Below are 20,817 nucleotides of genomic sequence, written 5' to 3' on the forward strand. Positions count from 1 at the left end.
GAAAGGCAGCTTAATTTAAGCTGCCTTTCTTTATTATTTCAGTTTTTTAATCATTGTCAATTAAACTTTTGACGCGATTTAAATCTGTAGGTGAATTAATGGGAATTTCATAGAAAAAATTCAATTGCCATTGTTGTGTTTTCTGAGCCTGTTTGCTTGTAGTTTCGTCCCAGGGCGGATAAACTCTTGTGGCTCTTATTCCTTCCCTGGCAGCGGTAGAAAATATTCCTTTCACTAACAAAACTGATTTCGGAAAAATAAACTGTCCAAACAGTTCCTTATTTCTGACACTGATTATCACATAATCAATTGCCTCTGAAGCATCAAAGGGTTCAATCGTTTTTGATGATTTATTACGTTTCCATAATGTTACAAACTGACCCGTTTTTTTGGGAGTAATTTTGGCTTCCCGGTAGCAAATGTCTTTCCCGTTCAATTGGAAACGATAAGCACTGTATTCCGTACTTTCTGCTTCAGGATGAGGTTGGCTGCATTCCAGATCAAGCTGGTCATAAACCAATTCCCTGGCCATAAGTAAGTCCCGCGGAATTGAGTTTGGGGCATTCCAGTTGTTTTTAATGCTCATTTTAAGAGAGTTATTTTTGTTGTTTTTTTTTGAAAATTACAACAAAAAAGAGTCTAAAACGAAACATTCAATCCAAAATTCAATCCCCACTGAAACTGATTGAAAGACTGATTACTTAAAGGGTTTAAATAATAGTTCATAGCCGGTTCAACAAAAACATTTGTCTTTTTGTAAATGCGATATTGCACAGTGCTGCTTAGTACAGAACCATAAACAAAGTCATTGGCATCAATATTTTTCCCGATACTGTTACCGTCCAAAGCCACATTATTTGAAATTAGTTTCCCGACAAAACCACCTGTATTTAGACTTATACTCGTCTTGTTTTTACTAAAAACGGCATACGAAACTTCTAAGGGCATTTCAATATATTTTAAACTCTGATCTAAATTACCGGTCTGAAGATTGTTACTTTTCAGAACCTCTTTGCTGCTGTTCGAAACAAATACATAGTCACTGTTTGTCGCAATTTGTGGCGTAGCCGAGCTTTGAATGTAATAATCACTGTAGCTTGCGAGAGCATTATTTTTTTCACTCACATTCACATACGAGACATTGGCAATACTCTGACCCAATTCGTTGATTTTAAAACCGGAGCCAACTGCCCATTTTTTATTGATTTTGTATTTTGTTTTTACACCGTAGGTATTACTTTGCTTAGAGTCATTTACATGGCCTAAAGTCTTCTCATTTTTATAATTTTCAGAATTAGCGACACCTGCAAAAACTTCAACAGCCCATTTTTCGGCATTAGATTTAGCTTTTATTGCTTTTTCTGTTTCCTTTTTATTTTCTGGATTAGTGATCCCTTTTTCTAAATTCTGAAGGACTGCCAACTGAACAGAATCTTGTTTGCTTAGTACAACATCGTTAAATTTTGAATTGCTTTTTTGATTCTCAACAGCTGATTTTTCAGCGATAACCAATTCGTTTTTTGATTCTTTTCCGCTTTTATCAGTTTTACTTTGCGAATCATTTAAAAATGTAGCTGAAGAATTTAAAGCGAAACTGTTATTGCTGTTTGGACTGTTTTTCGAATTCTGCTTTCCTTCAAAAAGAGAATTTGATAGCTGATTTTTTGAATTTGCACTAAATGGATTCTGCGTTCGGGCGTTAAATGTCTTTTCGGCAAGAATCTGATTTGCTTTTCTTTTGTCAGTATCTAATATCTGTTTTTGTGAATCAGCATTAAATAGATTTTGCTTCTTAGTGCTAAATGTTTTCTCTGCTATAATTTGATTTTCGTTTCCTTTATCGGCAGCTGAAGTTTGATTTTTTGAAGCAGTATTAAATGCATTCTGTTTTTCAGGGCTAAATGTTTTTGCTGCTAAACCTTGATTCGTATTTCTTTTTTTAGTGCTTACTATTTGATTTTTGGAAGTTGATTTTAATGCGTTTTCTTTTTCTGTTACAGTTGTATTTTCAGCTACCGCCTGATTTGCGTTTTTCTTTCCGCTACTCAGTTCCTGATTTGAACTGTCTGAATTGGTGTTGTTATTTGCATCAGCATCAGCAACTTCTTGTTTTTGTACTTTTTCGCCGGAAGAACGGGATTGTTTTAAAAGCTCTTCCGGACTACTAACAGTGCCGGATTTTGGGCTGATCGTATTTTGCTCCGCAGAAACTGTTTTGTTTGAAGTAGATTCTGACTGGTTTTCTTCCAGAACAACACTATTGTTTTCTGTACCATTCGTATGAACCTCTTTAATTTCAGACCCTGAATTAAAATGGAAAATCGAAGGGAGCATTAAACCTAATAATAAGCATGCAGCAGCCGACCACCAAAGAATAGCTCTTTTCTTCTTTTTGGGTTTGTTAAGTTTTTCTTCAATCTGTCCCCATAATTCGGGTGGCGGAACACTTGAAAAGTTTTCCATTGATGAAAAAATATCTTCTATTTTTTGCTTCTTCATGCTGTCTTAAAATTTTTTATGCTCAAAATTCTTTTTTGCAAAATTCGCTTGGCCCTGTTTAAATTTGATTTTGATGTTCCTTCTGAAATTTTCAATACTTCAGCTATTTCTTTATGTTTCATTTTTTCGAAAACATATAAGTTAAAAACGGTCCTGTATTGATCGGGTAAATCCCGAATGTACTCGAGTAATTTTTCCTGTTCGATCGGAATACTTTCCAGTTCTTCCTCTTCAGTGTAATCGGTATCAGGGTCAAAAACATCCAAAAAGAAATTTTCTTTTTTCTTCTTGTTTAGAGTCTCAATAAGTTTATTGATGAAAATACGTTTCAGCCAGCCTTCAAAACTTCCTTCAAACTTGTATTGACTGATTTTTTGAAAAACAATCACGAATGCTTCCTGAAAAACATCTTTGGCATCGTCTTCGTTTTTCATATATTTCAAGCAGATTCCATACAAAACAGGAGAAAACAACTGATAAATTTTCAGTTGTCCTTCTCTTTCATTTTGCATGCATTGCCTGATATATTTTTCTAAATCGTCTTTCAAAAATGGGATTAAATTAGTTTTGGCAAAATTAGTTTTTTTTAACTCAGAAAACTATCCTTTACAGATAGTCTGAGTTGTATTCTTAGGATTACTTAAAACTGTTATGTTTTGATTTACAGTATTTTGTGCTGGTAAATTTGGTTTTCAAGAGTAATAACTTCATTTTCTGAATTACCCGATTCCGGAATGTCAAGAGTGATCAAAACCGGAACCGATAATAAAGTATAGTATTTTGTTATTATTTCAAAAGTGTTATTTTATCCTGAATTGCCTTTTTGAAAGTTTTTATTGCTGCATTCTGATCGTCGGTGTCCGTGTTGTCAATATAGATTTTGGTAGTGACTGCCCCCTGACGCAGTTCAAAATAAACACCACCGTGACCTGCTGTATCCGGAGAACCGTATGTTTTTGTTTGTCCTTTTAAGGCAGTAATCTCAGCCGGTACATTTTTCAGGAATAAAGTATATTCACTTCTCTTGCCTGTTGCAGAGTATTTATATTGGTTAAAATCATAGCTTCCGGCTACTACATTTTGAAATTTCAGAATATTGTAATCATTCAGTTGAAAAAACTTCTGACAGTCAGCACCTGTACATTGGTTGGTAAAACTTCCAATTACGATTTTATCTGAACTTTCATTAGTTCTGTTAAAAAGAATGGTTTTGGCTGTTTTAGGAATCAGAATAAAATCAGAAGGATAAGTTGGCGTTTGTGTTATCGCCTCACCAGCCAAAGGTGCTTTTTCATAGAAATTAATAATGACTTCACAGTTGTTTTCAACAATCGATGTCATTTTTATATCATAACCGCTTGTAGGTTTTGGTCCGGAAAAAATACCTACTAAATAATATTTGGTAAAATCGATAGCCGGATCACTTGGATTTGGACAGGTATTTTCGTGTTTCGTGAAATAAGTTTCCAGTCTTTCCTGTGTATTAATTATGTAGGCAGCGGGATTTGGAGGTAGTGTTTTTACACTGTAATTACATAAAAATGGAATTCCTGTAAAAGGGGAGTCTACATTTGATCCGCAATCAACATTCAGATCATCATTGCTTATTGAACAAGCGCTAATTCCAAAAGCTATAAATAAGCCAAGTATTAATTTTTTCATGATTTTTTTAAATAGGTTATATTTAGAAGATGTAATTTTAGAAAATGGTTGCGTGGTAAAACATTTTTTATTGAAAATGTTTGTTTAATTGAGAATTGCCTGTTATTCGTGAAATTTCAATTTTAAAGATTAGGCACTACGTATTATTGCATACTTTTACTTAAAAATAAACTTGCTTATGTTTGACTTTCTTCCGGTTTTGTTTGCTTTTATAGTCGCTTTGTTCTTAGGCATATACTTAGGTAAAGTATTGTTTTCGGCCCGGTCGGAATCGGAAAAAGTAAGCTTGAATGAGCGATTAAATGCTGCTTTCAATCAATTGCAATTGCAGAAAGAACAGTCTGAAAAAGAAAGAATTGCTTTTGAAAAACAGCTTTATTCCAATAATTCGGAAAAAGAAAATATCCGGACCGAAAAAGACAGTTTAGCTATTCAGCTTTCCAAAAAAGAAGTTGATTTTGAAAATTTATGGGAGCGTCATAAAGAGCAAAAAAACGAAATAACCGAATTACAGGAAAAATTCACCAAAGAGTTTGAAAATTTAGCCAATAAAATTCTTGAAGAAAAGTCGGCTAAATTTACAGAACAAAATAGTGAAAACATGAAAAATATCCTGTTGCCCTTACAGGATAAAATTCACGGTTTTGAACAAAAAGTCGAGCAAACCCACAAGGAAAGTATCGATTATCATGCGGCCCTGCGCCAACAGATTCTGGGTCTGAGTGAAATGAATGCCCAAATGAGCAAAGAAACCCTGAATCTGACCAAAGCACTCAAAGGCGACAGTAAAATGCAGGGCAATTGGGGAGAACTGGTTTTAGAACGTGTTCTGGAAAAATCAGGTTTGGAAAAAGGACGCGAATATGAAGTGCAGCAAAGTTTTACCAACAGTGAAGGTGCGCGAGTATTCCCGGATGTAGTTATCAATTTGCCGGACGGTAAGAAAATGATTGTAGATTCTAAAGTTTCTTTGGTAGCTTATGAAAGATGGATCAACGAAGAATCCGAAATTCTGAAAACGGAATTCCTGAAAGAACATGTTAACTCAATTAAAAGGCACGTTGAGCAACTCGGTAATAAAAATTACCACGATTTATATCAAATAGAAAGTCCGGACTTTGTGTTGCTTTTCATTCCCATAGAACCCGCTTTTGCAATTGCTTTAAACGAAGATTCCGCATTGTACAATAAAGCCTTTGACCGAAATATAGTAATTGTTACACCAAGTACGCTGCTTGCGACTTTACGAACCATAGACAGTATGTGGGCCAATCAGAAGCAACAGGAAAATGCTTTCGAAATTGCCAGACAAGCCGGTGCACTATACGATAAATTTGAAGGTTTTGTTATGGATCTGGTTCGGATTGGGAATAAAATTAAAGATACCAAAACTGAATACGATAGTGCCATGAACAAATTAGTAGACGGAAAAGGAAACCTGATTTCAAGCGTTGAGAAGTTAAAAAAAATGGGTGCCAAAGCTAAAAAAGGGTTACCCGAAAATATTATCGCCAGAGCCAATACTGACGAAAATGAACAATTGAATTAAAAATAAATACTAAAATAATACCAAATGACTGCCGATTTCAAACCCGTTTCTTCTTCCAAAGTAAGTATTTCCGAGCTAATGCTGCCATCACACACCAATTTTAGCGGTAAAATACACGGAGGATATATTTTGCTTTTACTGGATCAGATTGCTTTTGCCTGCGCTTCAAGATTTTCCGGAAACTATTGTGTGACTGCTTCTGTTGATACCGTAAATTTTCTGAAACCAATTGAAGTGGGTGAATTGGTCACTATGAAAGCTTCTGTAAATTATGTGGGAAGAAGTTCTATGGTCGTAGGGATTCGTGTGGAGTCGGAGAATATTCAGACCGGAGCTGTAAAACATTGTAATTCCTCTTATTTTACGATGGTTGCTAAAGATAAAGAAGGGAAAAGCGTTCCGGTACCGGGACTTATTTTATCTAGTCTTGATGAAGTACGCCGCTTTAGAAAATGCATCAAACAAATTGAAACTAAAAAAGAAATCGAAGAACATGCTAAAATTACCAGCGTAAACTCTATTGAAGATCTGGCAAGCCTCGACAAGTATAATGTGCTCTTGGAAATAGGATAGTTTTCCTGTCAGGTCAAATAAGGTTTTGTAATAACTTAAAAAGAGACAAAAATGATAAAGTTCGGATATACTATTTTATATGTTGAAAATGTGGAAACAGCAGTTGCTTTTTACGAAAATGCATTTGGATTTTCAAGAAAGTTTGTAACGCCCGAGAATGATTATGGCGAATTGAGCACAGGGGAAACAACCCTTTCGTTTGCATCAAAGAAACTGGCAGCTCAAAATTTAAAAGAAGGTTTTATTGAAAGTAATCTGGAAGCGAAGCCATTTGCAATCGAAATAGGTTTTATCACTGATGATGTAACTGAGACAGTACAAAAAGCAACCTCTTTCGGAGCTGTATTGGTCAAAGAGCCTGCCCAAAAACCATGGGGACAAATTGTGGCTTATATCAGGGATTTAGATGGGTTTTTAATTGAGATTTGCACGGAAGTGGAGGGTTGAGGAGTTATGAGTTGTGAGTTATCAGTTTTGAGTGAAAGGGCTAAGTATGTTAACGATTTATTTATAGATAAAAGGAATTACGAATAGGAAATACGTTTTACATCTCAGCTGTCACATCTTCTCACAAAAAAAACATTTTACAAAAGATTTTTTTCACAAAGATTTAAGATATATCAAGAACTGTATGGCAGATAATTTCGTAACTTTAAGTACATGGTTTAGGTTACTAAGTTTTCACGGAGTATTGCCATTTGATTTTTTCAGACTTACTTAAGTTCAGTTTTTTTCTCCTCTTAAATTAAAAAGAATCGAATGACATAATTGTTTAATTATTGACGATTATGAAAAAAACTACTTTATTTATTTTTCTTTTTACCACATTCTCCTTACTCGCCCAGGATAAATTCAGAACCAATTCGGCGGTTGTAAATTTTCAGGCTTCCGTTCCTTTTTTTGAAGAAGTAAAAGCGGTAAATAAGCTCGGGACTATTGTCTTGGAACCTCAGACCAGTACGCTTATCTGTACGGTTATTATCAAGGATTTTCGTTTTAAAATGGATTTAATGCAGGAACATTTTAACGAAAATTATATTGAAAGCCATCGTTATCCAAAAGCTGTTTTTAAAGGTAAAATCGAAAAGTTTGACCTGAAAGACATTAACGAAAATGAAAAAGAATATGACATAAAAGGGAAACTTTACCTTCATGGTAAATCCAAGGTAATTGCGGTAAAAGCTTTAATCAAAAAAGTTCCTGATGGAATACAAATCGTATCTAATTTCCCGCTCTCGGTTTCGGATTTTAATATCGAAATTCCATATGTCGTGGCCAATAAAATTTCAAAAACGGTCCAGACAGATCTGAGCGGTATTATGATGAAATGATTTTTTATTTTAAACAGCTGGAAAGTGCGATCTCGATGTCGTTGTATTGAAATTCAAAACCTGTTTTTTCTATTTTTTCAGAAGAAACCCGCTGACCTTTTAGAACGGCTTCACTCATTTTGCCTAAAACTATTTTAAGAATAAATTCAGGAACTCTGGGCAGCCATAGGTTATATCCGTAAAGATTAGCAAGTATTCTGGAGAATCCCGAATTGGTGGTATTGTCTGTAACCGCTGCGTTATACGCACCGTGCATCTCTGCGTCTGTAATCGATTTCAGGTAAATCTGAGACAAATCTTCTATATGAATCCAGGGCAGGTATTGTTTGCCGGTGCCTAAAATTGATCCAAAACCGGCTTTGAAACCTGGAGCGACTTTTTTAAGGAAACCTTCCCCTTTTCCAAAAACAATTCCGGTTCTGATTTTCACCGTTCTAATTCCCAAAGGTCCGATTGTATCGGCAGAATTTTCCCATTGCTGGCAGGTTAGTCCAAGAAAATCATTTGCGGGCTGTGTTTCTTCCGTACAGATATTCTGGCTTGTAACAGCGCCGTAAATTCCAACGGCGGAAGCGGAAACAAATGCATCCAATGATTTATTGTGTTTTTCGAGAATCGAATGAATGAGTTCGATGGGTTGGGTGCGACTTTCTAAAATTACTTTTTTACGTTTCTCTGTCCATCGTTTTTCTACAATTCCTTCTCCGGCCAGATGAATGATGTAATCCGCGTTAAGAATTGCATTTTCATCCATATAATTCCGCGTTAAATCCCACTTGTAGTACGTTACAGCATCTGTGTTTTTCCGATCTCCGCGACTCAGTACAGACACCGAAAAACCATTGGCAGTTAATACATCTGTTAAGTATTTGCCAATAAATCCTGTTCCCCCCGTAATTAGTACATTTTTAGCCATTTCATTTATCATTTATTTAACACAGAGTTTTGTTTAACGATAAATAAAGATAGTTAAACATTGCTTACCTTTAATGCAAATTCTAAATTTTAATATGATGGCCACTAAAAAAAAGGAAATTACGAAGGATGATATCATCTCAGTGTATATGAATGAAGTTTTGGAAGCAGGAAAAAAGCCTGTTTCTGTGTTTCATTTTGCAAAAGGGAAAGATTTTTCAGAAGCAGAATTTTATAATTTTTTCGGAACGCTTGAAGGTTTAGAAAAAGAGATATTCCGATTATTTTTTGCGAATACAATTGATTTACTGCACAGAAATACGGAGTATACGGAATATGATATGAAGAACAAAATGTTGAGTTTTTACTTTACGTTCTTCGAGATCTTAACCGCAAACAGAAGTTATGTTATACAAGTTTTAAAATCAGATCCGAATCCAATTCGAAATTTGACACAATTGAGTACGCTACGGGATGGTTTTAAAGGATATGTTGCCGAAATCCTGACCGATGAATACAGACTGGAACAGGAAAGATTCCAGAAATTTCAGGAAAAAACAATTCAGGAATCGGCTTGGGTGCAATTAATGCTAACCCTGAAATTCTGGATGGATGATGCTTCGCCTGCCTTTGAGAAAACAGATATTTTTATCGAAAAATCAGTCAATGCTTCATTCGAACTAATGAAGGTTGCACCCATGAATCATCTTTTAGATCTTGGAAAATTTCTATTTAAAGAAAAAATTTACAGCAGATAATGAAAACAATCGATTATATACCCACTTCAAAAATAGAAAGAGCCACCAAACTGGTTCAGACAGGAGCAAAGGTAGGAGTGAACTATATTAAGCATTATGCCGAAAAAATGGTGAACTCTGATTTGACCCGTGATAAATTAAACGAAAATAACGCAGAAGATATTTATGATGGCTTAAAAAGCCTGAAAGGAAGTGCCCTGAAAGTTGCCCAGATGCTCAGTATGGATAAAAACTTTCTCCCCCAGGCGTATGTGGAGAAATTTTCGTTGTCCCAATTTTCTGTTCCACCGCTTTCTGCACCTTTGGTACTGAAGACCTTTAAAACCAATTTCGGAAAAACGCCCTATGAAATTTTCGACGAATTCAATGCTAATTCCGTAAACGCGGCAAGCATTGGTCAGGTACATCTGGCTGTAAAAGAGGGCAAAAAACTCGCCGTTAAAATTCAGTATCCGGGTGTTGCCAACAGTATTTCATCAGATTTGGCTTTGGTAAAACCCATTGCGATCAGAATGTTTAATCTGCAGGGAAAAGATTCTGATAAATATTTTAAGGAAGTAGAAGACAAGCTTATCGAAGAAACCAATTATTTACTGGAGCTACAACAAAGTCAGGAAGTTGTTGAAGCCTGCAGTAAAATTGAAAACATTCTTTTTCCGAAGTATTATCCGGAGTTTTCGTCAGAGAAAATTATCACCATGGACTGGATGACGGGAATTCATCTTTCTGAATTTACAGCTAAAAATACAGATCAGGAAGTTGGAGATAAAATTGGTCAGGCACTATGGGATTTTTATATGTACCAGATTCATGTTTTAAAAAAAGTACATGCAGATCCGCATCCTGGTAATTTTCTGGTCGATGAGCAGAACCAATTAATTGCTCTTGATTTTGGCTGTATGAAACAAATTCCGCAAGACTTTTATATCCCGTATTTTGAATTAATCAATAAAAATGTCATTACAGACGAAACTCTTTTCAATCAGAAATTATTTGAGTTGGAGATTCTTCGTCCGGATGATTCTCCTGCAGAAATCGAGTATTTTACCGAAATGTTTCATGACCTGCTTTCGCTTTTTACAAAACCGTTTCAAAGTGAGAGTTTTGATTTTGCAGATGAAACGTTTTTTGAAAGTATCGCTAAATTGGGAGAACGTTTCTCAAACGATACCAATCTTAAAAAAATGAATGGAAATCGTGGTTCTAAGCACTTTATTTACATGAATCGGACGTTCTTTGGCTTGTATAATCTAATGTTTGATTTAAAAGCAAAAATCGTGGTAAATAATTTTTTGAAGTATTAAGCTGGAAAATTTCAATATAAAAATTCCAAATTCCAACTATTTTGTTTCATTACAATTGGAATTTGGAATTTAAATTTTTTGGAATTTATTTGATTATCCCCTTTTTATAAGTAGCAATAGCCCGATCTCTGGCAAAAGCATGATCGACCATTGGGGCATTATAACCCAGGTCAAATTCAGGAATCCATTTGCGGATGTAGCTTCCTTTTTCGTCAAATTTCTTTTGTTGAATTTCAGGATTAAAAACCCGGAAGTAAGGTGCGGCGTCACAGCCCGTTCCTGCAGCCCATTGCCAGTTGCCCACGTTGGAAGCCAATTCGAAATCTAATAATTTTTCGGCAAAATAAGCTTCACCCCACTGCCAGTTAATCAGTAAATGTTTGCATAAAAAGCTGGCGACTACCATTCGTACACGGTTGTGCATATAACCGGTTTCGTTGAGCTGCCGCATGCCCGCATCGACCATAGGATATCCGGTTGTCCCGGAGCACCAGCGTTTAAAATCTTCTTCGTTATTACTCCATTCAATGCCGTCGTAAGCCGGTTTAAAATTGTGATTGACTACATGTGGAAAACTAAACAGAATCTGAATAAAAAATTCCCTCCAGATCAGTTCACTTAAAAAAGTCTGGTTTTTCTTATTGGCCCAATTCACTAATTTTCGGATACTAACAGTTCCAAAACGCAAATGCGGGGAAAGATAAGAAGTACTGTCTAACGCCGGAAAATCTCTTGTTTCTTTATAATTGGCAATTTGTGTCAGGTTATGAGGGAGCACTTTTATGGAACTTCTTTCAAAACCTATTTCAGATAATTCCGGAAATTCAAATTGATTTTTGGCGAAGTTTGAAAACAAAGGTTTGGTATCATATTCCGGAGCTTGTCCCGAAAGATGGTATTTCTCCAGCCATTTGTTTTTATAAGGCGTATAAATTGTGTACGGCAGTCCGTCTGATTTTGTGATTTCTTTCTCTTCAAAAATGACGTGATCTTTGTATGATAAAGAGACTGCACCATTTTGTTGCACTAAGCTGCTAATCTCTGAATCGCGTTTGATGGCGTAGGGCTCGTAATCTTTATTGAATAGGACTTTCTGAATATCAAATTGGGTTAACAGGGATTTCCATACTTCGGCAGTTTTTCCTTTTTTAATTAAAATAGCCGATTCAATTGTTTTAAGTTCTTCGTTTATTTTTTGAAGGGAATCATAAATAAAACTTACCCTTGCATCATTTTTTGGAAGATTTTCAAGAATATCTTCATCAAAAATGAATAATGGAATTACAGGAAAATCAGATTGCAAGGCATGAAACAAACCTACGTTGTCTTCTAATCGTAAATCGCGTCGGAACCAAAAAAAGGTAACTTTTTGTTTCATTTTATTCTTGAGTTAAACAATTCTTCAATTTTATTCTTACGGTAAGCAAAAATCGTTTTTAGCTTCTTTTCAACAATCAATTTGTTCATAAGACGTCCTAAATAGCCAAAGGGTAAACCATAATGTACAACATCGGTCATTTTTGTTCCGGTTTCGGTAGCTTCAAAAAAGTGTTTGTGATGCCAGAATTTATAGGGGCCAAATTGCTGAACGTCTATAAAATATTTATTTTCTTCTGAAACTGTAATTTCTGTTACCCACGACATTTTAATTCCCAGAAGAGGCTTTAGGGTATATCTGATAATTTGTCCCGGATACATGCGTTTGTTGTCGAAATCCTGGATTTCAAAACTCATATTATCTAATGTTATGCTCTGAAGATTCTTTGGGCTGGAAAAAAAATCCCAGCATTCTTCTATACTGCTGTTGATATGCTGAACAGTTTCTATTTTATATAATTTCATAATCGATTATTAGGATAGTTTTCAGATACGGAATAGATGCGTTAGGGGTTGAAGTGGAGCTCTTTTTATGTCTGGTTTTGCCGGGCATAAAAAAGCGGGAACGTAAAACCCGACCCGCTTTTTCTGCGGGTAACGCCCAAAATAACCTACATTCTGTAATATTTGAAGGGTACGAATAACATTCCGAAGCATTCTCCGTGTTCTTTTCCCAGATGTTTATGATGTATTTTATGTGCTTTTCGCAATCCGATGAGGTATTTGTTTTTGGTATTTTTGAACCACTTAAAACGCTGATGAATTAAAACATCATGAATTAAGAAATAACAGATTCCGTACAAAGTAATTCCGCACGCTACAAAAAAGAGATAATTGAATCCGCCCTGCGCACCTAAATAAAAAAGAATAATACTCGGTGTGGCAAAAATGACAAAGAAAATATCATTGCGCTCAAAAGTGTTTTCGTATTTTGGCTGGTGATGGTCTGCGTGAAAATACCACATTAAGCCGTGCATAATGTACTTGTGGGTAAACCAGGTAACACATTCCATGAATAAAAAAACACCTAAAAATAGTAGAAAAGAAATCATTTTATGTTTTTTAAATATTAAGTTGCCAACACAACTGATCCAAAAATAGTTTTAAGAAAAAGAATAATGCAAAAGTGCATCAGACCAGTTTTAACTTGTACGTTACAAAAGATTGCGCCAAAAGTCCGGCCTTGGTATAATTGGAAACTCTGATTCTGGAATTTCCGATTTCATAATAAGGAGTGTTTTTTAGCTTTTTCAAAAGTTTTTTATAGTAAACAAAAGCGGTATAAACGCCAAATTGGGCTTCGATAGGAAGTTTTACGATACCCTGGTATGCAATTCTGAAATCTTCCTCAATCTCGTTGATGATTTCGGTTTTTGCATTTTCATCAAAAGTTTTCAGATCGATTCCGGGAAAATAATTTCGGTTTAAAACTAAATTGTCATCTTTTAAATCTCTCAGGAAATTTACTTTCTGAAAAGCAGATCCCAATCGCATCGCTTCATTTTTAAGCTGTTCGTATTTTTGCTCTTTTCCTGCAACAAAAACTTTAAGACACATTAGGCCAACAACATCCGCAGATCCGTAGATATAATCTTCGTATTCTGTTTGTGTGTTATAAGTTGATTTTATAAGGTCTAATTTCATGCTTTTTAGAAAAGCCTGAATCAGGTCGTCTGTAATATTATATTGCTTTACCGTATGTTGGAAAGAATTTAAAATAGGATTTAAGCTAATGCCCATTTCCATTGCTTTGTAATATTCTTTTTCAAAATCATTGATCAGGTATTCTTTGTCATATTCATGAAAAGAATCGACAATTTCGTCAGCAAAACGAACAAATCCATAGATGCTGTAAATGGCTTCCCTGATACTTGGTGCCAACATATGTACCGCAAGCGAAAAGGAAGTGCTGTAACTCTTGGTAACCAATTTGCTGCATTTGAAAGAAGTAGTGTCAAATAGTGATTTCATCTTTTTATGATCTAGTAGATTTACGAATTAACTCAGCAACTAATTTTCCTGAAATTAAAGCAGGAGGAACACCTGGTCCGGGAACGGTTAATTGCCCTGTGAAGTATAAGTTCCTGACTTTTTTACTTTTTAGTTTAGGTCTTAAAAAAGCGGTTTGCAGCAGGGTGTTTGCCATTCCATAGGCATTCCCTTTGTAGGCATTGTAATCTTCTACAAAATCGTTTTTACAAAAAGACCTCTTAAATATAATGTTATTTTTTATCTTTTGTTGGGTAAGTTGCTCAAAACGAGTGATTATTTTTTCAAAATATTCTTCTCTAAGTGTCTGATTGTCTTCTATTCCCGGTGCTAAAGGGATCAGAAAAAAAGCACTTTCCATTCCGATTGGCGCAGCAGTCTCATCTGTTTTAGAAGGGAAATTAGCGTAGAACAAAGGAGCTTCGGGCCATTTTGGATGATCGTAAATATCACTTGCGTGCTGATCGAAATCAACATCAAAAAATAAAGCGTGGTGCGAAATATTTTCTATTTTTTTATCAAAACCCACAAAGAAAAGGAGGGAAGACGGAGCAAAAACGCGGCTTTGCCAATATTTCTCGGAATAAACGCGATGTGCTTCGTCCAGTAAAGTTTCGGTGTGGTGATAATCGGCTCCGCTTAAAACAATGTCTGCCTTTATAAAATTTCCATTTATAAGTACTCCGGTAGCGGTTTTGTTTTCTACGACTATTTTTTCTATTGGCGAATCGGTTTTTATGGTGACTCCCAATTCGGTTGCTAATTTTTCTATAGCGCGAACCACATCAAACATTCCTGTCTTGGGATGCCAGGTTCCTAATCCAAAATCGGCATAGTTCATAAAATTATAGAAAGAAGGCGTCTTGGTTGGCTTGGCTCCAAGAAATAAAACGGGAAATTCCAGAATCTGGATGAGCCTTTCGTTTTTAAAATTCTTTCTGACATCACGGCTGACCGTGCTGAAAAACTGATTTAGTTTTAAAGCGGTCTGAGGCGTAATTAATTCTAAAGGGGAAACTCCCGGACGATACACCAGATCTTTTATGGCGATGTCGTAATTGCTTTTTGCTTCTTTTATAAAAGTGTCCAGTTTTTTGCCGCTTCCGGTTTCAATGTTTTCAAAAGTGTTTTTTATTTCTTCCAGGTTATCGTAGATATTTATAAAATCAGCAATGCCGAAATGAACGCTGTAGGCAGGATTCAGTTTTATAAGTTCGTAATAATCTGATGTCTTTTTATTGAAATCGTTGAAGAAACGCTCAAAAACATCGGGCATCCAATACCAGCTTGGCCCCATGTCAAAAGTAAAACCGTCTTTTTTGAATTGTCTGGCCCTTCCGCCGATCGTTTCGTTTTTTTCAAAAATAGTGACACTGTTTCCTTGTTGCGCAAGGTAACAGGAAGCCGCTAATGCAGAAAAGCCTGATCCTATAATGATGATAGTTTTTTTCATTTGTTTAACAAATGTACAAAAACTTTAAACAAAATATTTATATTCTTTCTATTGTTTCGTTCATCGAATTGAAAATATGTATTCTGTCGGGTAAATTTTTAGTATCAATGTGTTCCACCATTTTTCCCATAAGCCATATTTCGTTGTTTTTCAGGAGTAATTTTTGCCCCATTGATTTTACGTATTGATTGATAACGCTGCGGTCCGGCTGAATGGTCATGAAGGATATAAAAGTGATGTTGTCGAAATGTCGGGTAAGATCCTGAAGGTTTTCGATTGGCATGCTTTCTCCTAAATAAATGGTTTTGTAACCTTTGGATAAAATTTCATATTGCAGGTACAGTAACCCGATCTGGTGAATTTCATTTAAAGGTAAGGAAAGTACAAAAACGCGATCGGTTCTGGTTGGCTTTTGTATTTGAAGGCTTTCGGTATATATTAATATTTTTTGCTGGATCAAATGACTCATGAAATGTTCATTTGCCGGAGTTATAGTTTCAGATTGCCATAGTAATCCGAGTTCTTTTAGTAGAGGAAGAAAATTTTCTTTGAAAACTTCCTTAAACGTTTTTTCAGAAATCAGCCAGTCAAAAGTGTTGAAGAATATTTCCTGGTCAAAATTCATCATTGCCATTTTAAAGGAAGTAATGGCATAGTTCTGTGAATTCTTTTTTGAGATGATTTCACGAACAAGTTGTGGAATCTTTTCTTCGGAATAGGTTGCGATTTTAGAAATTTTATAACCGTATTCGTGTAGTAATGTTATGTTTAGAAGTTTCTGTAGATTTTGTAGATTATAAAGTCTGATATTGGTATCTGTTCTCATAGGTTCAAGAATGTTATATCTTTTTTCCCAGATACGAATCGTGTGTGCTTTTATTCCAGATAAGTTTTCAAGATCTTTTATGCTGAAAACAGTCTTTATGTTGTTTATCATTATACTACAATTTGGTAAACAAAAATAGACTAAAATCTGAGATTACCTTTAAATCTTAAGTAAAATCAAGGAATATAGGTAATTATGTAGTCTCATACTGATTTAATTTGTCCAGATGCAAAATCGTTCTGGAGCCATCTTTGCTTCTGTTGTACATGGTTTGGAATTTTGCACCATAAATAATTTCATCAAAAGTATAGGATGTTCTTGCGGCTACTGTATTGCTGAACATGTTGTCGAAAGTGGTAATGAACACCAAAATTTCACCGTGATTTTTCCTGAAGTCTTCTTCTGTATAGTTGTACAAAGGGCTGTTTTCAGTGATTGGATGCACTAAAGTCCAGCTTAATGAAAGTGCGTTTATTTTGTCCAGTTCCAGCTCTAAATTGTAGAACTTGTTTATCATTTTGCCATTTTCTTCAATGCTCATTCCAAGTGTTATTTTTGCATTTGCATCTGTTAAATTGGTGTTTTTAAAAGGAACAAGTCTTATCATTAATGCTTTATGGCCGCCATAAGGTGAAATCAGGGCATTGTGTGAAAACTTTAGGAATGCTGTCGGTTTGCTGAATCTTCCAAAGAACAAACCGGTTGCAATAGCAAAACTCAGGAGACCGATTAATGCTTCAGCGGCAGATAAGGCACTTGTCAAAAATCCTGTAGGACTGATATGTCCGTATCCTACGGTAGTGAAAGTTTGTGCGCTAAAAAAATAAGCTTGTCCAAATTGTGTCAGGAAGTTTCCGGAAGCCGCTATGCCGTCGAGATGTTGTATTCCGATAGCGTAATAAACAATCGCAAAAATAAAATTGATGACGACATAAAAAGAAAACAGAATAAGCATGAATTTCCAGTTTGGCATTTCAATCATAGTGTGGTACCAACTGATGCGATGCAGTAAATGCATGCCTCTCCTTTCAATATTGGGCGTTCCGTTTTTGTTTACAAATCTTCCGCCGTAACTGCTTGCGTTCGTTCCGAATCCGGAATTTACATCCGTTTTAGCGTTGTTGTTTATTTTTTTAAGGAGCGCCATTGAAATTTAGTTTAGGATAGCAAATGTAATAATATTTTAAGATGAAAACAGGTAAGCATATAAACAGAAAAGCAATCTGGAAAAATGAACTTTCGCAGATTGCTTTTCAATTAAAAACTGTATTTTTTGATTTTATTTACAAAAGGTGGCTTTGTTTTTTATAGCGCTTTTGCTTCCTAGTTCAATTGCTTTTGTGAAGTCATTGCAGGATTTTTTCTTATCTCCAATTTTATTATAAGCCAGACCTCTTAAGTTATAAGCAATATAATCTTTAGGATTCATCATAAGGCAGTACGAACAATCTTCAATTGAGGCGTCGTAATTCATTAATTTGTAATTGACATTGGCTCTTCCTGTAAAAGCATCAGAATTCATCGTGTCTAATTCGATTGCTTTAGTAAAATCAGCCAAAGCTCCTGTTAAATCATTGAGTTTGTACTTGGCAACTCCTCTGTTTTGGTAGGCTTCAACAAATTTAGAATTCATGCTTATTGCTTTGGTGTAATCGGCAATAGCACCTTTAGTGTTTCCTGATTCTGCCTTTTTCATGGCTTTATCAAAATATCCGGTTGCAGATTGTGCAATACCGGAGCACGTAATCATAAGAAATGATAGTAATAATAAATGTTTCATAGACTAATTTGGGATTAGTAGGTTAATTAATTCTGGACGAATTTAAGAAAGATTTATTTGTAAGAGAATTTCTTTTGTGAAATAATAGTTAGTAAATAAAAAATTTTATTGTTACCAGGATTATTTATGTTGGCGGAATAGCTATTATTTTAAACCGAAATAAAATTGGATAAAAGATGTTTCTTCCTTGTTCCATTTAGTGACCTGGAGGAAGTTTTTGATGTAAATAAAAGCCGGAATGTAAGATTAAGAATAAAACTCCCGCTAATACACGTTTTAATCGATTTGTAGATTTAGTAGAATTACCTTTTTATTTTATAATTTAGTGTAGCGGAAAATACGCTGCTGCAAAGTCTTTAAATCGATTGAAGTTTAGGAATGTTATATCGCTATGTAAAACCACAGCAAATATGACAGCTAATAATAATTTGAAATATTTAACATTATGAAAAAGTTACAATTCAAAGTAAGTATCAATGCACCTGTTGCCAGGATATATGATTTTATGCTTGGCATTACTAGTAAATCAACTTATGAGCAATGGACTTCCTTGTTTAATCCTACATCTACCTATGAAGGAAGTTGGGACAAGGGAACTAAAATTCTGTTTATTGGTGTAGATGAGAAAGGAGAAAAAGGAGGTATGGTTTCCAGGATAGCTGTAAACATTCCCAACCAATTTGTTTCTATTCAGCATTACGGACTTTTAAAAGCTGATAAGGAAATAACTGAAGGACCAGAAGTAGAAAAATGGGCAAACGGATTTGAAAATTATACGTTTGAAGAAAACAAAGGGATTACAACCGTTACTGTTGACTTAGATACGACAGAAGATTTTTTAGGTTATATGAACGAGACCTACCCAAAAGCACTCGATAAACTGAAAGAACTTTGTGAAAAATAGGAATTACATCACTCTTATGTGGGGATATGGTGGTCAAATAAAAAATCTATACAAAACAAAAGCCTCGTAATGAGGCTTTTGTTTTGAAAATAAAGTAAAAAATGTGACCACGGTGGGGACAAAGCCCGTGAATTTGTACGGAATCATAAAAACTTAAAGGTACCGTAAACAAAGGGTTTAAGGGTTTTTAAATTCGGAGTGATTCGTGATAATTCGCATAAATACACTTTAAGTGTAGCAAAAGTGTAGCAAGATATATATCTTTGGTTTTTAATTCAATCTTAAAAAATGGCTACTCTAAAACTCAAACTCCGCAATGAAAGTGATAATTCAAACATTTATGTTTATTATTCAATTAGTCAAAAAATAAGACTTTGGAGAAAAACAGGTTTTGTTATCAATTTCAAAGATTGGAACGCAGACAAAGAGCAGAGTAGATTAAGAGACAATGAATCCAAAAAGTTAAATATTCGACTAGCTGAACTAAAAATTCATTTAGAAAGATGTTTCAATAATGCAGTAAGTGATGGAACTGAGTTTACAGGTGATTGGTTACAAAATAATATTGATGCTTTTAACAACAAATCTCCAGTTGTTGATTTAGATGTTTTGACAAACTATATTCAAAAATATATTGATGATGCTCCATTCAAGCAAAACCAAAAAAAGGAATTAGGTTTGAGTGCTGGACGTGTCCAGAATTTGAAGCTTTTCAAAAATACAGTTATTAAATATGAAGCTGAAAAGACAAAATGCAAAAGTATTTTGATTAAAGAAATCAATTTGCAGTTTGTAGAAAAATACAAAATGTGGATGTTTGAAAAAGGCTATTCAACTAATTACGTTGGTAAAAATATTGCTAATATTAGGACTATTTGTCTTGATGCTTCGAAAAACGATATTGAAACCTCAACGCAAATAAGGAATTTTAAAGGAGTATCGGAGACTAGAGAGGCTGAGGATATTATTACACTAAACGAGCAAGAGCAGAACGAAATTAAAAAAGCAAAAATAACTAGAGAGGCTTTATTAAATGCTCGTAAATGGTTGTTATTAGGTTGTTTGATTGGACAGCGTGCAGGCGATTTACTGAATATTACAGAGGCAAACATTAAAGAACTGGGAACAGCTAAGATAATTGAATTAAAGCAACAAAAAACTGGTAAGTTAGTCGCAATTCCTTTACTTCCAGAAGCTTTAGAAGTTTTGAAAGATGGATTTCCTTATAAAATTTCTTTATCTCGATTCAATGAGTATATTAAAGATGTTTGTCAATTGGCAGGAATTGACAAACCTACTAGAGCAAGAATTAAAGAAAAAGAAGGTACTCCACATAAAAAAGATATATTTCCTAAATGGCAGGTTATCAGTTCCCATGTTTGCAGAAGGTCGTTTGCCACTAATTTTTACGGTCGCATACCTACACCATTATTAATGAGTATTACGGCACACGGAACAGAAAGAATGTTTTTGTCATACATTGGAAAAACTACCTATGAAAATGCCTTACAAATGTTAGATTATTTTAGTAGATTGTCTTCTGATACAAAACCAAATAATTCTACTGAAATTGACTAATACAGAACTAATTGCATTTTACGACAACATAGATAAGATTACTTCTTTTAATAGAATTAAGACAGTTTATGATTTGACTAATAATCTTGATATCTACTTATTGCGTTTTTTAAGAAAAGATTTTTTCTCATATAATATGAACAAGGTCAGGAAAGAGATGGAGTGTTCAGAAGAAGAAAATATCAATGATATTGACTTATGGTTTACTGATGTATTGCTGTATATGGATATTCTGGATAAAGTGAGCACCTAATTCTGGATAAAAGTGAGCAGTATAAATGAACTCAAAAAGGTGTCTAAAAAGTAGTTTAAAAGTATA

Annotated in this window: 21 protein-coding genes; 8 read left to right on the forward strand and 13 right to left on the reverse strand. The window is 34.7% G+C overall.

Annotation, left to right across the window (positions count from 1 at the left end):
• Positions 1–46: 46 nt before the first annotated feature.
• From EV142_RS14685 to EV142_RS14700, 4 genes are all read right to left on the reverse strand, one after another.
• Positions 47–586 carry a MepB family protein gene (locus tag EV142_RS14685; RefSeq protein ID WP_132036600.1) on the reverse strand — a complete coding sequence of 180 codons (540 nt, stop codon included), beginning with the start codon at positions 584–586 and terminating at the stop codon, positions 47–49.
• Positions 587–639: 53 nt separating this feature from the next.
• Positions 640–2,499 (reverse strand): hypothetical protein, encoded by a 1,860-nt coding sequence (locus EV142_RS14690; protein WP_132036601.1) that lies wholly within the window; start codon positions 2,497–2,499, stop codon positions 640–642.
• Complete coding sequence (locus tag EV142_RS14695) at positions 2,496–3,047, reverse strand: RNA polymerase sigma factor (protein WP_132036602.1); 552 nt, start codon at positions 3,045–3,047, stop codon at positions 2,496–2,498. The genes EV142_RS14690 and EV142_RS14695 overlap by 4 nt, the downstream gene beginning before the upstream one ends.
• Positions 3,048–3,285: 238 nt before the next feature.
• Positions 3,286–4,161: a protease complex subunit PrcB family protein gene (locus tag EV142_RS14700; RefSeq protein WP_132036603.1), complete on the reverse strand. Its 876-nt coding sequence runs from the start codon at positions 4,159–4,161 to the stop codon at positions 3,286–3,288.
• A 178-nt stretch (positions 4,162–4,339) separates the two neighbouring features.
• Between EV142_RS14700 and rmuC the strand changes: the two genes are divergently transcribed.
• From rmuC to EV142_RS14720, 4 genes are all read left to right on the forward strand, one after another.
• Positions 4,340–5,710 carry a DNA recombination protein RmuC gene (gene rmuC / locus EV142_RS14705; RefSeq protein WP_132036604.1) on the forward strand — a complete coding sequence of 457 codons (1,371 nt, stop codon included), beginning with the start codon at positions 4,340–4,342 and terminating at the stop codon, positions 5,708–5,710.
• Positions 5,711–5,734: 24 nt separating this feature from the next.
• Positions 5,735–6,283: an acyl-CoA thioesterase gene (locus EV142_RS14710; RefSeq protein WP_132036605.1), complete on the forward strand. Its 549-nt coding sequence runs from the start codon at positions 5,735–5,737 to the stop codon at positions 6,281–6,283.
• Positions 6,284–6,334: 51 nt separating this feature from the next.
• A complete protein-coding gene (locus EV142_RS14715; protein ID WP_132036606.1) occupies positions 6,335–6,730 on the forward strand; it encodes a VOC family protein in 396 nt (131 codons plus the stop codon).
• A gap of 341 nt (positions 6,731–7,071) precedes the next feature.
• Complete coding sequence (locus EV142_RS14720; RefSeq protein ID WP_132036607.1) at positions 7,072–7,614, forward strand: YceI family protein; 543 nt, start codon at positions 7,072–7,074, stop codon at positions 7,612–7,614.
• A 4-nt stretch (positions 7,615–7,618) separates the two neighbouring features.
• Here EV142_RS14720 and EV142_RS14725 read toward each other — a convergent pair whose 3' ends face one another.
• The gene (locus EV142_RS14725; protein WP_132036608.1) at positions 7,619–8,530 is read right to left on the reverse strand and encodes a TIGR01777 family oxidoreductase; all 912 of its coding nucleotides are present in this window, start codon (positions 8,528–8,530) and stop codon (positions 7,619–7,621) included.
• Positions 8,531–8,627: 97 nt separating this feature from the next.
• Between EV142_RS14725 and EV142_RS14730 the strand changes: the two genes are divergently transcribed.
• Both EV142_RS14730 and EV142_RS14735 read left to right on the forward strand, forming a co-directional pair.
• The gene (locus EV142_RS14730; protein WP_132036635.1) at positions 8,628–9,287 is read left to right on the forward strand and encodes a TetR family transcriptional regulator C-terminal domain-containing protein; all 660 of its coding nucleotides are present in this window, start codon (positions 8,628–8,630) and stop codon (positions 9,285–9,287) included.
• A complete protein-coding gene (locus tag EV142_RS14735; protein ID WP_132036609.1) occupies positions 9,287–10,591 on the forward strand; it encodes an ABC1 kinase family protein in 1,305 nt (434 codons plus the stop codon). Before EV142_RS14730 ends, EV142_RS14735 begins: the two co-directional genes overlap by 1 nt.
• 85 nt (positions 10,592–10,676) lie before the next feature.
• Here the strand turns inward: EV142_RS14735 and EV142_RS14740 are convergent, their stop codons facing one another.
• The 8 genes from EV142_RS14740 to EV142_RS14775 all read right to left on the reverse strand — a co-directional run bounded on the left by EV142_RS14740 (position 10,677) and on the right by EV142_RS14775 (position 18,016).
• Positions 10,677–11,969: a cryptochrome/photolyase family protein gene (locus EV142_RS14740; protein WP_132036610.1), complete on the reverse strand. Its 1,293-nt coding sequence runs from the start codon at positions 11,967–11,969 to the stop codon at positions 10,677–10,679.
• Positions 11,966–12,433, reverse strand: a complete 468-nt coding sequence (locus tag EV142_RS14745) for an SRPBCC family protein (protein ID WP_132036611.1) — start codon at positions 12,431–12,433, stop codon at positions 11,966–11,968. The genes EV142_RS14740 and EV142_RS14745 overlap by 4 nt, the downstream gene beginning before the upstream one ends.
• 146 nt (positions 12,434–12,579) lie before the next feature.
• Positions 12,580–13,020: a sterol desaturase family protein gene (locus EV142_RS14750; protein WP_132036612.1), complete on the reverse strand. Its 441-nt coding sequence runs from the start codon at positions 13,018–13,020 to the stop codon at positions 12,580–12,582.
• Between the two features lie 79 nt (positions 13,021–13,099).
• Complete coding sequence (locus EV142_RS14755; RefSeq protein ID WP_132036613.1) at positions 13,100–13,939, reverse strand: phytoene/squalene synthase family protein; 840 nt, start codon at positions 13,937–13,939, stop codon at positions 13,100–13,102.
• A gap of 4 nt (positions 13,940–13,943) precedes the next feature.
• Positions 13,944–15,410, reverse strand: coding sequence for a phytoene desaturase family protein (locus EV142_RS14760; RefSeq protein WP_132036614.1), 1,467 nt, complete (start codon positions 15,408–15,410; stop codon positions 13,944–13,946).
• A gap of 37 nt (positions 15,411–15,447) precedes the next feature.
• On the reverse strand, positions 15,448–16,347 hold the full coding sequence (locus tag EV142_RS14765; RefSeq protein WP_132036615.1) for a MerR family transcriptional regulator: 900 nt from the start codon (positions 16,345–16,347) through the stop codon (positions 15,448–15,450).
• Positions 16,348–16,429: 82 nt separating this feature from the next.
• Positions 16,430–17,383: an ion channel gene (locus EV142_RS14770; RefSeq protein ID WP_132036616.1), complete on the reverse strand. Its 954-nt coding sequence runs from the start codon at positions 17,381–17,383 to the stop codon at positions 16,430–16,432.
• Positions 17,384–17,515: 132 nt separating this feature from the next.
• Complete coding sequence (locus EV142_RS14775; protein ID WP_238698727.1) at positions 17,516–18,016, reverse strand: tetratricopeptide repeat protein; 501 nt, start codon at positions 18,014–18,016, stop codon at positions 17,516–17,518.
• A gap of 445 nt (positions 18,017–18,461) precedes the next feature.
• On the opposite strand from EV142_RS14775, the gene EV142_RS14780 reads away from it, so the two are divergent.
• Both EV142_RS14780 and EV142_RS14785 read left to right on the forward strand, forming a co-directional pair.
• Positions 18,462–18,920, forward strand: coding sequence for an SRPBCC domain-containing protein (locus EV142_RS14780; protein WP_132036617.1), 459 nt, complete (start codon positions 18,462–18,464; stop codon positions 18,918–18,920).
• Between the two features lie 288 nt (positions 18,921–19,208).
• Positions 19,209–20,498 carry a phage integrase SAM-like domain-containing protein gene (locus tag EV142_RS14785; RefSeq protein WP_132036618.1) on the forward strand — a complete coding sequence of 430 codons (1,290 nt, stop codon included), beginning with the start codon at positions 19,209–19,211 and terminating at the stop codon, positions 20,496–20,498.
• Positions 20,499–20,817: the final 319 nt, after the last annotated feature.

The sequence above is a fragment of the Flavobacterium circumlabens genome (assembly GCF_004345565.1).
GTDB lineage: Bacteria > Bacteroidota > Bacteroidia > Flavobacteriales > Flavobacteriaceae > Flavobacterium > Flavobacterium circumlabens.